This is a genomic window from Bariatricus sp. HCP28S3_D3, from assembly GCF_052065755.1.
Classification (GTDB): Bacteria; Bacillota; Clostridia; order Lachnospirales; family Lachnospiraceae; genus Allocoprococcus.
Map to the genome: position 1 here is coordinate 36,098 of NZ_JBQHTK010000024.1, position 14,548 is coordinate 50,645.

The window sequence follows — 14,548 nt, forward strand, 5'->3', positions numbered from 1 at the left end:
ACTATAGCTGACGATACGAATTCTGGACAGTGAGAAGCCAGAAATACGATGGGGATAAAAAATGGAACAACATAGTTGAAATGAACAGGAGGAATGAATCATGAACAACATGCCAGAAGTGAAAATCGGAATCGTTGCAGTCAGCCGTGACTGTTTTCCGGAGAGCCTTTCCGTAACAAGAAGAGAAGCCCTTGTAAATGCATACAAAGCAAAGTACGGGGATAACGATATTTACGAATGTCCGGTCTGTATCGTGGAAAGTGAGATCCACATGGTACAGGCGCTGGAAGACATCAAAAAGGCCGGATGTAATGCGCTGGTCGTTTATCTTGGAAACTTTGGACCGGAGATTGCAGAGACGCTCCTTGCAAAACATTTTGACGGACCGAAGATGTTCGTGGCAGCGGCAGAAGAGACTGGAAATAATCTGATTCAGGGACGCGGGGATGCATACTGCGGTATGCTGAATGCAAGCTACAACCTGAAGCTCCGTAACATCAAGGCATATATCCCGGAATATCCGGTGGGAACTGCCGGGGAATGTGCGGATATGATCCATGAGTTTGTACCGATCGCACGCGCAATCATCGGCCTGAACGACCTGAAGATCATCAGCTTCGGACCGAGACCGCTCAATTTCCTGGCATGCAATGCGCCGATCAAGCAGCTTTATAATATCGGAGTTGAGATTGAAGAGAACTCCGAACTGGATTTATTTGAAGCATATAACAAGCATGCAGGTGATGAGAGGATCCCTGCTGTTGTGAAAGAGATGGAAGAAGAACTCGGCACCGGCAATAAAAAACCGGAAATCCTGCAGAAACTTGCACAGTATGAACTGACATTGAAGGACTGGGTGGAAGCACACAGAGGATACAGAAAATACGTTGCGATCGCAGGAAAATGCTGGCCTGCTTTCCAGACGCAGTTCGGATTTGTTCCATGCTATGTGAACAGCCGTCTGACGGCGCAGGGAATTCCGGTATCCTGTGAAGTGGATATTTACGGAGCGCTCAGCGAATTTATCGGAACGGTCATCAGTCAGGATGCGGTTACCCTGCTTGATATCAACAATTCCGTACCGGCTGATCTTTATGAAGAAGATATCAAAGGAAAATATGACTATACACAGAAAGATACATTTATGGGATTCCACTGCGGCAACACCGCATCTTCCAAGCTTTCTTTCTGCGAAATGAAATACCAGATGATCATGGCAAGAGCACTTCCGGAAGAAGTGACACAGGGAACGCTGGAAGGCGACATCGTGCCGGGGGACATTACATTTTTCAGACTGCAGAGCACTGCCGACAACATTCTTCGCGCATACATTGCACAGGGCGAAGTACTTCCGGTAGCGACCCGTTCCTTTGGTTCCATCGGCATCTTCGCGATCCCGGAGATGGGACGTTTCTACCGTCATGTACTGATCGAGAAGAATTTCCCGCATCACGGAGCCGTTGCGTTCGGTCATTACGGAAAAGCACTGTTCGAAGTGTTCAAATACATCGGTGTGCCGGTCGAGGAAATCGGATATAACCAGCCGAAGGGGGTAAGATATCCGACCGAGAATCCATGGGCGTAAGAAACGTTCGGAACCGCAGGTAAATGGAGGAATAAACATGCTGTATATTGGAGTAGATTTGGGAACGTCAGCGGTGAAACTGCTGCTTATGGACGAAAAAGGTGAGATAAAAAGAATCGTATCGAAGGAATACCCTCTGGAATTCCCGCATCCGGGATGGTCTGAGCAGCATCCTAAGGACTGGTATGAGAAATCTGCGGAAGGAATCCGGGAACTTGTGGACGGGTTCGATAAAGAACAGGTTGCAGGCATCAGCTTTGGAGGTCAGATGCATGGTCTCGTCATTCTGGACGAGAACGATGAGGTCATCCGCCCTGCCATTTTGTGGAATGACGGAAGAACGACAAAAGAGACAGATTATCTGAACCAGGTAATCGGAAAAGACAAGTTATCGGAATACACGGCCAATATTGCATTTACCGGATTCACTGCCCCGAAGATCCTCTGGGTGAAAGAAAAGGAACCGGAGAATTTTACCAGAATCAGGAAAATCATGCTTCCGAAGGACTATCTCGCTTACCGGCTTTCCGGAAGCTTCTGCACGGATTATTCCGATGCGTCCGGAATGCTTCTCATGGATGTGAAGAACAAGTGCTGGTCTAAGGAAATGTTGAAGATCTGTGGTATTACAGAAGAACAGCTCCCGAAGCTTTATGAGAGTTATGAAGTGGTTGGAAATCTGACACCAGAAGCAGCCCGGGAACTGGGGCTGCACGAGCAGGTGAAGGTGATCGCAGGAGCCGGAGACAATGCGGCGGCAGCAGTCGGAACGGGAACCGTAGGCGATGGAAAATGTAATATTTCCCTCGGAACTTCCGGAACGATCTTCATTTCCAGCGGAAAATTCGGTGTAGATAAACAGAATGCGTTGCATTCCTTTGCTCATGCGGACGGAAAGTATCACCTGATGGGATGTATGCTCAGCGCTGCGTCCTGCAATAAATGGTGGTCCGAAGAGATCCTGGGGACGACAGATTATGTGGCGGAGCAGGAGCAGATCACGAAGCTGGGAGAGAATCATGTGTACTATCTGCCGTATCTGATGGGAGAGCGCTCTCCGCATAACGACCCATTTGCAAGAGCGACCTTCATCGGAATGACGATGGATACTTCCAGATCGGATATGACACAGGCCGTTCTGGAGGGCGTGGCATTTGCACTCAGAGATTCCCTCGAAGTGGCGAGAAGTATCGGGATCCGCCCGGAATGCACCAGAATCTGCGGTGGGGGAGCCAAAAGTCCGCTGTGGAGAGCGATGATTGCCAATATTATGAACCTGACGGTGGAAGTGATCGAAAGCGAAGAAGGTCCTGCACTTGGAGGAGCGATTCTTGCCGCGGTCGGCTGCGGCGAATATCCGGATGTAGAGACGGCCGCAAAAAAACTGGTGAAAGTGAAAAAGATCATTGAACCGGAAAGAGAACTGGTCAGAAAATATGAAGTACAATATCAGAAATTCCGCAAAATTTATCCGGCAGTCAAAGAACTTTTCCGTGATATTTCGGAATAATTTATAAAAAGGTCCACTGGACCTTTTTTTGAGTTTTCGGCACCGTTGACATGAAAGTTGAAACCCCGTATAATTGATAACAAAGAAAGTCATATACAGGAGGATGATAATTCTATGCTTATTGCAGGAAATGACGAAGAAAAGAGAAATAGATTATGGAATTATGCCATGAGGGGAGCGACGATACTGATACTCATCGTGGCAGTGTTTTTCTTATATAAAGGATTCTTTGGCAATCCGCTGGAAGGAACCTGGAATCAGGAGGACAGTGATATGATTCTGGAAATCAGGGGAAAGAATCAGGCAAATCTTGTATGGGATAATCTGATCGAGAATCAGACACTGACTGTGGATATGGAGTATTCACTGGATAAATCTAACAAAGAGATCACCTTCCAGATCCATCAGGACGCTCTGGAAGCGGCTGCGAAGAAGCTGGATGGCGGTGCCTCGGCCGAGGACATTGAATCTGCCGTCAGTTCCATGCAGACCAAATTCCATTACAGTGTGGACGGAAGGGAACTGACATTGACAGAATGGGATTATGGGGATCAGATGTTCTTTACAAAAGGAAAATAACCGGCATCTGGAACGTTTGAACGTAAGATTTGAGTATATAGATTTGAGAAAGGAAGACGGAAGATGACGAGAAACGATACAAAAGTAATCCGGATCGGCAACTGCCGGATCGGAGGCGGGAATCCGGTTGCGATTCAGTCTATGACGAATACAAAGACGGAGGATGTGGATGCCACAGTGAGCCAGATTCTGGCACTGGAACGGGCAGGATGTGATATTATACGCTGTGCGGTTCCGACAATGGAGGCGGCAGAGGCTTTAAAAGAGATCAAGAAACAGATCCATATCCCGCTGGTTGCGGATATTCATTTTGATTACAGACTTGCAATCGCGGCGATCGAGAACGGTGCAGATAAGATCCGGATCAATCCGGGAAATATTGGAAGCGAGGACCGGGTAAGAGCCGTAGTTGAAAAGGCCAAAGAATACAATGTGCCGATTCGTGTGGGCGTAAACAGCGGCTCTCTGGAAAAAGAGCTGGTTGAAAAATACGGAGGCGTGACCGCGGAAGGAATCGTGGAAAGCGCATTGGACAAAGTTCATATGATTGAGCGGATGGGATATGAGAATCTGGTGGTCAGCATCAAATCTTCTGATGTCATGATGTGTGTGAAAGCACATGAACTGATTGCGAAGGAATGTCCGTACCCGCTGCATGTGGGGATTACCGAATCCGGAACGCTGATGTCCGGCAATATCAAATCCTCTGTCGGACTTGGAATTATTCTCCATGAGGGAATCGGGGACACGATCCGGGTATCTCTGACCGGAGATCCGCTGGAAGAGATCAAGAGTGCGAAGCTGATCCTTAAGACACTCGGTCTTCGTAAAGGCGGGATCGAAGTAGTGTCATGTCCGACCTGCGGAAGGACCCGGATCGATCTGATTTCTCTGGCGAATCAGGTAGAGACGATGGTGGCGGAATTCCCGCTGGATATCAAGGTTGCGGTTATGGGCTGTGTAGTAAATGGCCCGGGTGAGGCAAAAGAAGCAGATATCGGGATTGCAGGGGGAATCGGAGAAGGTCTTCTGATCAAAAAAGGCGAGATCATCAGAAAGGTGAAAGAAGAAGAGCTTCTGGATGCACTCAGAGACGAATTGGTACATTGGGGCGAATAGAGAATGACGAAATTATTTTTTGATGTATTTCCAACATTAAAACTGGATAGTGACAGCCAGGCGCTGTTTCGGGAGGTAGAGGTGACGAAAATCACCTCTACTTCTGCGAAAGACCATATTAAGGTACATATTTTCAGTACGCATCTGATTCCGAAGAAAACGGTGTATGACATCGAGCGTCAGATTGAGATGCAGCTCTTCTCGGGAATGGGGATTCCGGTGACGATTCTGGAAGAGTATCGCCTGTCGGGACTTTATACGCCGGAGAATCTGATGGAAGCGTATCGGGACAGCATTCTCTTTGAACTGGAACAGCGGAGTGTTCTGGAAAAAAACATGTTTCAGAAAGCGAAAATAGGATATGAAGGTGAGAATGTGATTCTCCTTACGCTGGCGGATACGATCGTGGCCGAGGGAAGGACAGATGCACTCTCCGCTTATCTAAAAGCTCTTTTTGAAGAAAGATTTCACGTTCCGGTGGAAATCCGGGTGGATTATGAGGAAGTCAAAGAGAGCAAATACCGCAAGTTCAATGAGATGCAGCTTCAGCAGGAAGTGGATGCGATCCTGGAACGGAACCACACCCTTCAGGCACAGCACGCAGCCGGCAAGGAGGAACATGCAGGAGACGCATCCGGGGGCGGCTCGTCTGAAAAGAAGCAGCAGACCGGGAAGAAGAAAGAGAACGAGGCAGGCAAGCAGGATACGAAGAAGCAGGAAAAGACCGAGGCAAAATCTCCGGAGCCAAAACAGGATTTTGCCGGAAAGACCGGTGGATTCAAAGGCAGCAAAGGCGGCGGAACATTCCAGAAGCGGGATTATCCGCTGAAACGTTCAGACGATCCGAATGTGATCTACGGGCGTGATTTTGATGATACGCCGATTGAATTAAAACAGGTCGTATCAGAAATGGGAGAGATTACGATCCGGGGACAGGTCATCAGTTTTGATACCCGCGAGATCCGGAATGAAAAGACGATCATCATGTTTGCGGTGACGGACTTTACCGATACGATCATGGTCAAGATGTTCACCCGGAATGACCAGCTCCCGGAGCTTCTTGCAGAGATCAAAACGGGTGTGTTCCTGAAGGTAAAAGGGGTTACTACGATCGATAAATTTGACGGGGAACTGACGATTGGCTCTGTAACAGGAATCCGTAAGGCAACAGACATCCGTGTTGGAAGAAAGGATAAATACCCGGAGAAGCGGGTGGAGCTGCACTGCCATACCAAAATGAGTGATATGGATGGAGTATCCGAGGCAACAGCGCTGGTGAAAAGAGCACATTCCTGGGGACACCCGGCCATTGCAATCACCGATCACGGAGTCGTACAGGCATTTCCGGATGCGAACCATTTCATCGAGGGGCTGGATAAAGACGATCCCTTCAAAGTCATCTACGGTGTGGAGGGATATCTGGTGGATGATCTGACCGAGATTGCCAAAGGAGCTGGAAGTCAGAGCCTGGATGATACCTATGTCGTGTTTGATATTGAGACGACCGGTTTCTCCGCAATCTCGGACCGGATTATCGAAATCGGGGCGGTGAAGGTGGAACACGGAGTCATCACGGACAAATTCAGTACCTTTGTCAATCCCGGAAGGCCGATTCCGTTTAAGATTACCGAGCTGACCAGCATCACGGACGAGATGGTCATGGATTATCCGGGCATTGAGGTGATCCTTCCGCAGTTCCTGGAATTCGTGGGCGACGCGCCTCTGGTGGCGCATAATGCCGGATTCGATGTGGGATTTATCGAACAGAACTGTCGTTATCAGGATATTGAACCGCATTTTGTGTCGGTCGATACCGTAGCACTGGCGCGTGTCCTTTTGCCGTCCCTGTCCAAATATAAGCTGGACGTGGTGGCAAAAGCGCTGGATATTTCTCTGGAAAATCATCATCGTGCGGTGGATGATGCAGGTGCGACGGCGGAGATCTTTGTAAAATTTATTGAAATGTTAAAAGAACGTGACATCACAACACTGAAAGGTGTGAACCGTTTTGGAAATCTGAATCCGGATGCGATCCGGAAGCTTCCGACGTATCATGTCATCATTCTTGCCAAAAACGATCTTGGAAGAGTGAATTTATACACGCTTGTTTCGCTGTCCCACCTGACTTATTACGGAAGACGGCCGAGAATTCCCAAAAGTGTACTAAACCAATACCGGGAAGGATTGATCGTGGGCAGTGCCTGCGAGGCCGGGGAGCTTTATCAGGCACTCCTGAATGGAAAATCCGATGAGACCATTGCGAAGATCGTGGATTTCTATGATTATTTGGAGATTCAGCCGTTGGGAAATAATGCATTTATGATCGATAGCGATAAGGTCAGTGCGATCAATTCCATGGAGGATGTCAAGGACATGAACCGGAAGATCGTTCGGCTGGGAGAACAGTTCCATAAGCCGGTCGTGGCAACCTGTGATGTGCATTTCATGGATCCGGACGATGAAGTTTACCGCCGTATCATTATGGCGGGAAAAGGTTTCTCAGACGCGGACCAGCAGGCACCTCTCTATCTTCGGACGACGGAAGAAATGCTGGAAGAATTTGCCTATCTGGGCTCCGAGAAGGCATATGAAGTGGTAATTGCAAATACGAATAAAATTGCCAATATGATTGAGAAGATCTCACCGGTGAGGCCGGACAAATGCCCGCCGGTCATTGAGAATTCCGATCAGCTTCTGACGGACATCTGTTATACTAAGGCGTACTCCATGTATGGCAATCCGCTCCCGGAAATCGTAGAAGAACGATTGAAAAGGGAGCTGCATTCCATTATTTCCAATGGATTTGCCGTTATGTATATCATTGCACAGAAACTGGTATGGAAATCAAACGAAGACGGATATCTGGTTGGTTCCCGTGGTTCCGTAGGGTCCTCTTTTGTGGCGACCATGTCCGGAATTACGGAGGTGAATCCGCTGTCCCCGCATTACTATTGCCAGAAATGTCATTACAGTGATTTCACTTCGGATGAGGTGCGAAAATATGCCGGAGGATGCGGGCACGATATGCCGGACAAGCTGTGCCCGGTCTGTGGGGAAAAGCTGATCAAAGACGGATTTGACATTCCATTTGAGACTTTCCTCGGATTTAAGGGAAACAAAGAGCCGGATATCGACTTGAACTTCTCCGGGGATTATCAGAGTAAAGCGCATAAATACACGGAAGTTATTTTTGGTCAGGGTCAGACCTTCCGTGCAGGAACGATCGCGGCCCTGGCTGATAAGACGGCGTACGGGTATGTAAAAAATTATTATGAAGAGCGGGGCGACCGCAAACGGAATTGTGAGATTGACCGAATTGTACAGGGATGCACGGGGATCCGGCGAAGTACCGGGCAGCATCCGGGAGGAATTGTTGTCCTTCCGCACGGCGAGGATATCAACTCTTTTACCCCGATTCAGCATCCGGCAAATGATATGACGACGGACATTATTACGACGCATTTTGATTACCATTCCATTGACCACAACCTGCTGAAATTAGATATTCTCGGACACGATGATCCGACGATGATCAAGACCCTGGAGGAGCTGATCAATTCCGATTCCATGGACACCGGTTATGATGGAGTGAACCGTATTTTTAAGGCGACGGATATCCCGCTTGATGATCCGGGAGTTATGTCCCTTTTTGCGGGAACTGAGGCACTGGGAATCAAACCGGAGGATATCGACGGGTGTCCGGTGGGATGCCTTGGAATTCCGGAGTTCGGAACGGATTTCGTTATTCAGATGGTCGTGGACACCAAACCCAAGACCTTATCCGATCTGATCCGTATTTCCGGACTTTCACACGGAACCGACGTGTGGCTGAATAACGCGCAGACTCTGATCGAAGAAGGAAAAGCAACGATTTCTACGGCAATCTGTACCCGAGACGACATTATGACCTACCTGATCAATAAAGGACTGGACAGTGAGGAATCCTTTACGATCATGGAACGTGTGCGTAAGGGGACTGTGGCGAAAGGAAAATGTAAAGAATGGTCGGAGTTTAAAAAAGATATGCTGGAGCATGATGTGCCGGAATGGTATATCTGGTCCTGTGAGAAAATCAAATACATGTTCCCGAAGGCACATGCGGCGGCATACGTCATGATGGCGTACCGAATCGCCTACTGTAAATTGAATTACCCGCTTGCCTATTATGCGGCTTATTTTGGTATCCGTGCGTCTGCGTTCTCTTATGAACTGATGGGGCAGGGAAAAGATAAGCTTTTATATCACATGAAAGAGTATAAGCGCCGGGCGGAATTAAATCAGCTCAGTAAAAAAGATCAGGATACACTGAAGGATATGAAAAATGTATTGGAAATGTACGCGAGAGGTTTCGAATTTTTGCCAATCGATATCTATGAATCAGCAGCAACAAAATTCAAGATCGTGGACGGAAAGCTCCTGCCTCCTTTAAACACCATTGAAGGAATGGGGGATAAAGCTGCAGAAGCTGTGGAGATTGCTTCCAAGAATGGCCCATATCTATCAAAAGACGATTTCAGACAGCGCACGAAAGTCAGCAAAACAGTCATTGATCTGATGGATGAGATGGGGCTTCTCGGAGATCTTCCGGAAACCAATCAGCTTTCACTTTTTGACTTTACATAAGCTATATTGGAGTACTTGTCTTGTCCCGAAATAAAAAAGGAATCGTATATTTTACGATTCCTTTTTTCCCTCATCTAAATTCATGTATGTCTTTTAAATATTTAAATAAAATTGCGATTTACATATATAAAAGGTACACCAAATTTTGATTACAGCTTTGTTACGTTCACTGCCTGAGGTCCCTTTTCGCCCTGGAAAATCTCAAATTCGACTTCCTGACCTTCTTCAAGGCTCTTGTATCCTTCCATGTTCAGTCCGCTGTAATGAACGAAAATATCATTACCGGCTTCGTCAGAGATGAATCCATAGCCTTTTTGGTTGTTAAACCATTTTACGGTGCCCTTGTTCATCGGTACTACCTCCATTATAGATTTGTGCATAACGATCATCAACCGTTACCAAAGTGTATATATTCTATACTACTTTATCATGCATTTGTAAATTCGTCAATAGTTGCATGATAAATGCGCAAAAAACTATGTGATTATAACAAAAAGCAAAAAAAATTAGCGATTTTTCATTGTGTGAAAATGCATTATCCTTTACAATGATAGAAAAGAAAGAAAATTTGGAGGGAATCTTGTATGAGAATATCTACGAAAGGAATATATGCATTAGAAATAGTAGCAGACCTTGCCATGCATTCGACAGAGGATTCCTGGGAAAGCCTTAAAAATATTGCGAATCATCGAAACCTTTCAGAAAAATATTTGGAACGTATTATGAAAGGACTGAAAGACAATGGGGTCGTTGTCAGCGTACGCGGGGCGTATGGCGGATACTGTCTTGCAAAAAATGCGGAAGAAATTACAGCATATGATGTGTTGGCAGCAGTGGAAGATGAAATGATTCCCGTATCCTGTCTCGGAGAGAAAGGGGAATGCGACAGGAATAATGGCACATGTGCTGTGCAGGAAGTGTGGCAGCAGCTCTGGGAGAGAATACAGAAGACTACAGAGAAGGTCACACTTCAGGATATTGTTGACGAAGTGGAAAAAATGAACAATGAAACGTAGAGAGGTATGTTATGAAAGTCTCTAAAAAAGCAAGATATGGGTTAAGAGCGTTAGTGGATCTGGCGGTTCACATTCAGGAATGCCCGGTGCCTCTGGTGGAGATTGCCAAGCGGCAGGAGATGTCTCTGAATTATCTGGAACAGGTATTGGGTGCATTGAGAAAAGCCGGGATCGTGAAGAGTATGAAAGGGCCAAAAGGAGGTTATTCGTTAGATAAAGAACCGAAAGAAATCACGGTAGAAGAAATATTGGCTGCAGTAGAGGGAAAATTCTGCATTGTCGAAAAAAAAGAGGAGAAAGAACTGGACGCGCTCCAGAGAGCGATCAGAAAACTGGTTTGGGATCAGATTGATGAGGATGTGATTGCCTTGCTTCAGGATATGACACTTGCCGAAATTGCGGATAAAGCAAGTGAATCTGAGAAAAAATTGAAAACGGAATCCGGTGTTGACGCGAACAGGGAAATGTGAGTATAATGAGTTAGCAATGAGAAAGAGACAAAGAGAAGAATGGCGGTGCCTTTTCCGGTATTGCCATAAGGAATATAGATTATGAATTTGCTGACTATGGAACATGTAACCAAATCCTACACAGATCGAATCCTGCTGAATGATGTTGGATTTGGAATCAATGAAAATGAGAAAATCGGTGTGATTGGAATCAACGGGATGGGGAAATCGACACTTTTGAAGGTGGCGGCACAGATAGAACCATATGATTCGGGAAAAATCAGCATGGGGAATCATGTGAAGATTTGTTACCTTCCCCAGACACCGGTTTTTGCGGAAGGAACGACGATTCTTCGGGCAGCGGTCAAGGGAAATACCGATGAGATGAATCGATGGACGATTGAGGCCGAAGCAAAATCGATGCTGAATCAGCTTGGATTCACGGATTATAATGAAAAGATCGAGCATATGTCGGGGGGACAGAAGAAGCGGGTTGCGCTGGTTCAGGCACTGCTGACGCCGGCAGACATCCTGATTCTGGATGAGCCGACCAACCACCTGGATCATGCAATGTCAGAATGGTTGGAAGAGTATCTGATACGCTTTCGGGGCGCCATTTTGATGGTGACACATGACCGCTATTTTCTGGACCGGGTGGTGAACCGGATCGTAGAGGTGGATAAAGGAAAATTGTACAGTTATCCGGGAAATTATTCGGAATTTGTGCGCCTGAAAGAAGAACGAGAAAGCATGGAACTGGCGACAGAGAGAAAGCGGAAAAGTCTGCTCAGGACGGAGCTGGAATGGCTGCATAGAGGCGCGAGAGCGCGCAGTACAAAGCAGAAAGCACATATTGACCGGATCAAAGCGATGCAGGAGATGAAGGACATTCAGGCAGAACGCCGGGTTCAGTTTGACTCGGCGGCATCCCGCATGGGAAATAAGACAATTGAATTGTCCGGAATTTCAAAGTCATATGGGGAAAGATGCCTGATTCGGGATTATTCCTATATTTTTCTGCGCAATGACCGGATTGGGATCATCGGACCGAACGGATGTGGTAAATCCACATTGCTTAAGATCATTAACGGGATCGCGAAGCCGGACAGAGGAACAGTGGAAGTGGGACAGACCATCCGCATGGGTTATTTTTCCCAGGAAAATGAATATATGGATACATCACTTAAAGTGATCGATTATATCAAAGAAGTGGGAGAATACATCACCACATCGGACGGTAAGATCACAGCTTCACAGATGCTGGAACGTTTTTTATTTGACGGAGCGATGCAGTGGTCTCCGATCGAGAAACTTTCAGGAGGAGAAAGGCGGAGGTTGTATTTGCTGCGTATTCTGATGGGAGCACCGAATGTGCTGATCCTGGATGAGCCGACTAACGATCTGGATATTCAGACGCTCACGATTCTGGAGGATTATCTGGATCATTTTGCGGGAATTATCATTATCGTCTCACATGACCGGTATTTTCTGGATCGGACGGTGAACCGTATTTTTGCGTTTGAAGGAGACGGAGTGATCCGGCAGTCCGAAGGCGGATATTCGGATTATCTGATCCGGAAAGAGCTGGAGACCATTTCGGAAGATGAAGACGGCAGGCGTGGTGCCATTCCGAACAAGAATAATAGAGACGGCACCGGAACGACGGAAAATCAGAAACAACCCGCCAAAGACACATGGAAACAGCGTGAGAAGAAACTTAGATTTACCTATAAAGAACAGAAAGAATTCGAAACGATTGATGACGATATTGCCAGATTGGAAGCAAAAATTGAAAATCTGGACGAAGAGATTCTGAAAAATGCAACAAACTCTCTTCGCCTTGGTGAACTTGTAGCTGAGAAAGAAGGGGTGGAAGCAGAATTAGAAGAGAAGATGGAGCGCTGGGTCTATTTAAATGATCTGAATGAGCGCATACAGGAAGCGAAAGAATGATTTAGTTTAGGAGGTAACAGCTATGTGGAACAGACAGGAACTAAAAATGAGAGGGAAAATGGCGTTTAAACGCAACTATGGTGCAGCAGTTGCGGTTGCACTTCTGATGGGAATTATTTCCCTGATCTTCGGAGGCGGAAATGTCACAGAAAGACTTCAGTATTCGGATACAGTCGAGTATTCCGGTTCAGCATCTCAAAATGTGATTGAGGACTTCCTGAGTTCACCGAAAGGAATGTTGTTTGCAGGAATTGCTACATCGATCGTGCTTGTGATGGCACTGGTCGGAATGTTGCTTCAGTATCTGGTGGAAAACGTACTGATCGTCGGTGGATCACGTTTCTTCGTATTGAACCAGACCGAAAGACCGGGAGTAGGGACGATGCTCGATCCGTTCAGATCAGGACATTATGGCAACGTTGTACTGACTATGTTTCTTAGAGACTTGTATGTGTTCCTGTGGTCACTTCTTCTCGTGGTACCGGGAATCGTGAAATCTTACGAATATAAAATGGTCCCGTACATCCTTGCCGAGAATCCGGGAATGGACAGAAAAGAAGCATTCCTGATCAGCAAACAGATGATGGAAGGCCAGAAATGGGAGGCATTTGTGCTTGATCTTTCCTTCATCGGATGGAATATTTTATCTGTATTTACATGCGGAATTCTGTCCGTGCTTTATGTAGAACCGTATTATCAGGCAACGATTGCTGAGATGTATTCATTTAATAAAATGAGAGCATATCAGCAGGGATTTATCCGATAAGTGACTGGTAGGGTGGCTGGTGGGGGATACGTCCCCATCAGCCACCTTTTACTTTTTATTTTGCAGCATTCTTGGCATATTTTGTTGTAACAAGTTTTTCATATGGTGTTCTTTCTTCCAGCTCTCCGGCACTTTGCAGGATATCCTGCAGAAGTTCGAAGCTTTCTTTTTCAAAAATCAGATTCTCTTTCCAGGTATCCTGTTCATAATAACGTCTGACGATGGCGGTGATGGTTTCAAGATCGTTCTCCTTGAATTGTGGAGCAATGACTTCGGCGATTTCTTCCGGGGTATGTGTCTGGACGTAATCCATACCTTTTTGAAGCGCATTGGTGAAACTTTGGATCACATCCGGGTTTCCTTTCATATAGCTGCTTTTTGCACTGTAGGCTGTGTAGGGAACGTAACCGGAATCTACACCGAGTGATGCTACGACATAACCGGCATTCTGCTGTTCCAGTGTGGTTGCTGCAGGTTCGAACTCGATCGTGAAGTCTCCCTGACCGCCGGAAAATGCGGCGGCGGTGGAACCGAAATCGATGCTTTGATTGATGGTCAGGTCTTTGGAAGGATCAATTCCATTTTGTTTGAGGATATACTCGAATACCATTTCCGGCATGCCACCTGTTGCCACCATAGTAATGTAAATAATCGTCTGATAACTGCTTTGCGGTCGTTTCAGAAGGCAAATCCGGTACAAAATTGCGGATAAGTGCTGTGATTTCTTGCTTTGTCTTTATGATGTTGTAAGGCTTCAAAGGATTATCCGTAGCTTCCAGGATGCCCTGTTCCTTCATCAGTTCGACATAAGGCATGATATTTTTCTTTGTCTTCTTAATTCCAAGCGCTGTTATGTGTTCTGCAAGATATTTCGCAGATGTAAAATTCCGTTTTTCCTCAGCAATCAGCTTCATGACAACAGCAATGATCGTATTCTCACGACGGTTC

Annotated in this window: 10 protein-coding genes and 2 pseudogenes; 9 read left to right on the plus strand and 3 right to left on the minus strand. The window is 46.5% G+C overall.

All coding sequences use genetic code 11. The features are described from left to right. The first annotated feature begins 100 nt into the window (after positions 1-100). The 5 genes from ACTNB3_RS13240 (at position 101) to ACTNB3_RS13260 (ending at position 9,416) form a co-directional block, all read left to right on the plus strand. Positions 101-1,585: an L-fucose/L-arabinose isomerase family protein gene (locus ACTNB3_RS13240; protein ID WP_441026251.1), complete on the plus strand. Its 1,485-nt coding sequence runs from the start codon at positions 101-103 to the stop codon at positions 1,583-1,585. A 37-nt stretch (positions 1,586-1,622) separates the two neighbouring features. Beyond that, positions 1,623-3,095 carry a xylulokinase gene (xylB, locus tag ACTNB3_RS13245; RefSeq protein WP_427805645.1) on the plus strand — a complete coding sequence of 491 codons (1,473 nt, stop codon included), beginning with the start codon at positions 1,623-1,625 and terminating at the stop codon, positions 3,093-3,095. A 114-nt stretch (positions 3,096-3,209) separates the two neighbouring features. Beyond that, on the plus strand, positions 3,210-3,674 hold the full coding sequence (locus ACTNB3_RS13250; RefSeq protein ID WP_427819696.1) for a hypothetical protein: 465 nt from the start codon (positions 3,210-3,212) through the stop codon (positions 3,672-3,674). 63 nt (positions 3,675-3,737) lie between these two features. Further along, positions 3,738-4,793 (plus strand): flavodoxin-dependent (E)-4-hydroxy-3-methylbut-2-enyl-diphosphate synthase, encoded by a 1,056-nt coding sequence (gene ispG, locus ACTNB3_RS13255; RefSeq protein ID WP_441026253.1) that lies wholly within the window; start codon positions 3,738-3,740, stop codon positions 4,791-4,793. A 3-nt stretch (positions 4,794-4,796) separates the two neighbouring features. Further along, on the plus strand, positions 4,797-9,416 hold the full coding sequence (locus ACTNB3_RS13260; protein WP_441026255.1) for a PolC-type DNA polymerase III: 4,620 nt from the start codon (positions 4,797-4,799) through the stop codon (positions 9,414-9,416). Positions 9,417-9,565: 149 nt separating this feature from the next. Here ACTNB3_RS13260 and ACTNB3_RS13265 read toward each other — a convergent pair whose 3' ends face one another. After that, entirely contained in the window at positions 9,566-9,766 is a 201-nt protein-coding gene (locus tag ACTNB3_RS13265; protein ID WP_427805649.1) for a cold-shock protein, read from the minus strand. Positions 9,767-10,000: 234 nt separating this feature from the next. Here ACTNB3_RS13265 and ACTNB3_RS13270 point away from each other — a divergent pair, with 234 nt between their 5' ends. From ACTNB3_RS13270 to ACTNB3_RS13285, 4 genes are all read left to right on the plus strand, one after another. After that, positions 10,001-10,432, plus strand: a complete 432-nt coding sequence (locus ACTNB3_RS13270; protein WP_441026257.1) for an RrF2 family transcriptional regulator — start codon at positions 10,001-10,003, stop codon at positions 10,430-10,432. A gap of 11 nt (positions 10,433-10,443) precedes the next feature. Beyond that, positions 10,444-10,902, plus strand: a complete 459-nt coding sequence (locus ACTNB3_RS13275) for an RrF2 family transcriptional regulator (RefSeq protein ID WP_427805651.1) — start codon at positions 10,444-10,446, stop codon at positions 10,900-10,902. Between the two features lie 81 nt (positions 10,903-10,983). Then, positions 10,984-12,834, plus strand: coding sequence for an ABC-F family ATP-binding cassette domain-containing protein (locus ACTNB3_RS13280; RefSeq protein ID WP_441026259.1), 1,851 nt, complete (start codon positions 10,984-10,986; stop codon positions 12,832-12,834). A 22-nt stretch (positions 12,835-12,856) separates the two neighbouring features. Beyond that, complete coding sequence (locus ACTNB3_RS13285) at positions 12,857-13,600, plus strand: DUF975 family protein (RefSeq protein WP_441026261.1); 744 nt, start codon at positions 12,857-12,859, stop codon at positions 13,598-13,600. Positions 13,601-13,655: 55 nt separating this feature from the next. Here the strand turns inward: ACTNB3_RS13285 and ACTNB3_RS13290 are convergent. Continuing rightward, a pseudogene (locus ACTNB3_RS13290) lies at positions 13,656-14,225 on the minus strand (ABC transporter substrate-binding protein); the annotation flags it as partial. Beyond that, a pseudogene (locus ACTNB3_RS13295) lies at positions 14,173-14,548 on the minus strand (recombinase family protein); the annotation flags it as partial. The pseudogenes ACTNB3_RS13290 and ACTNB3_RS13295, both read right to left, overlap by 53 nt.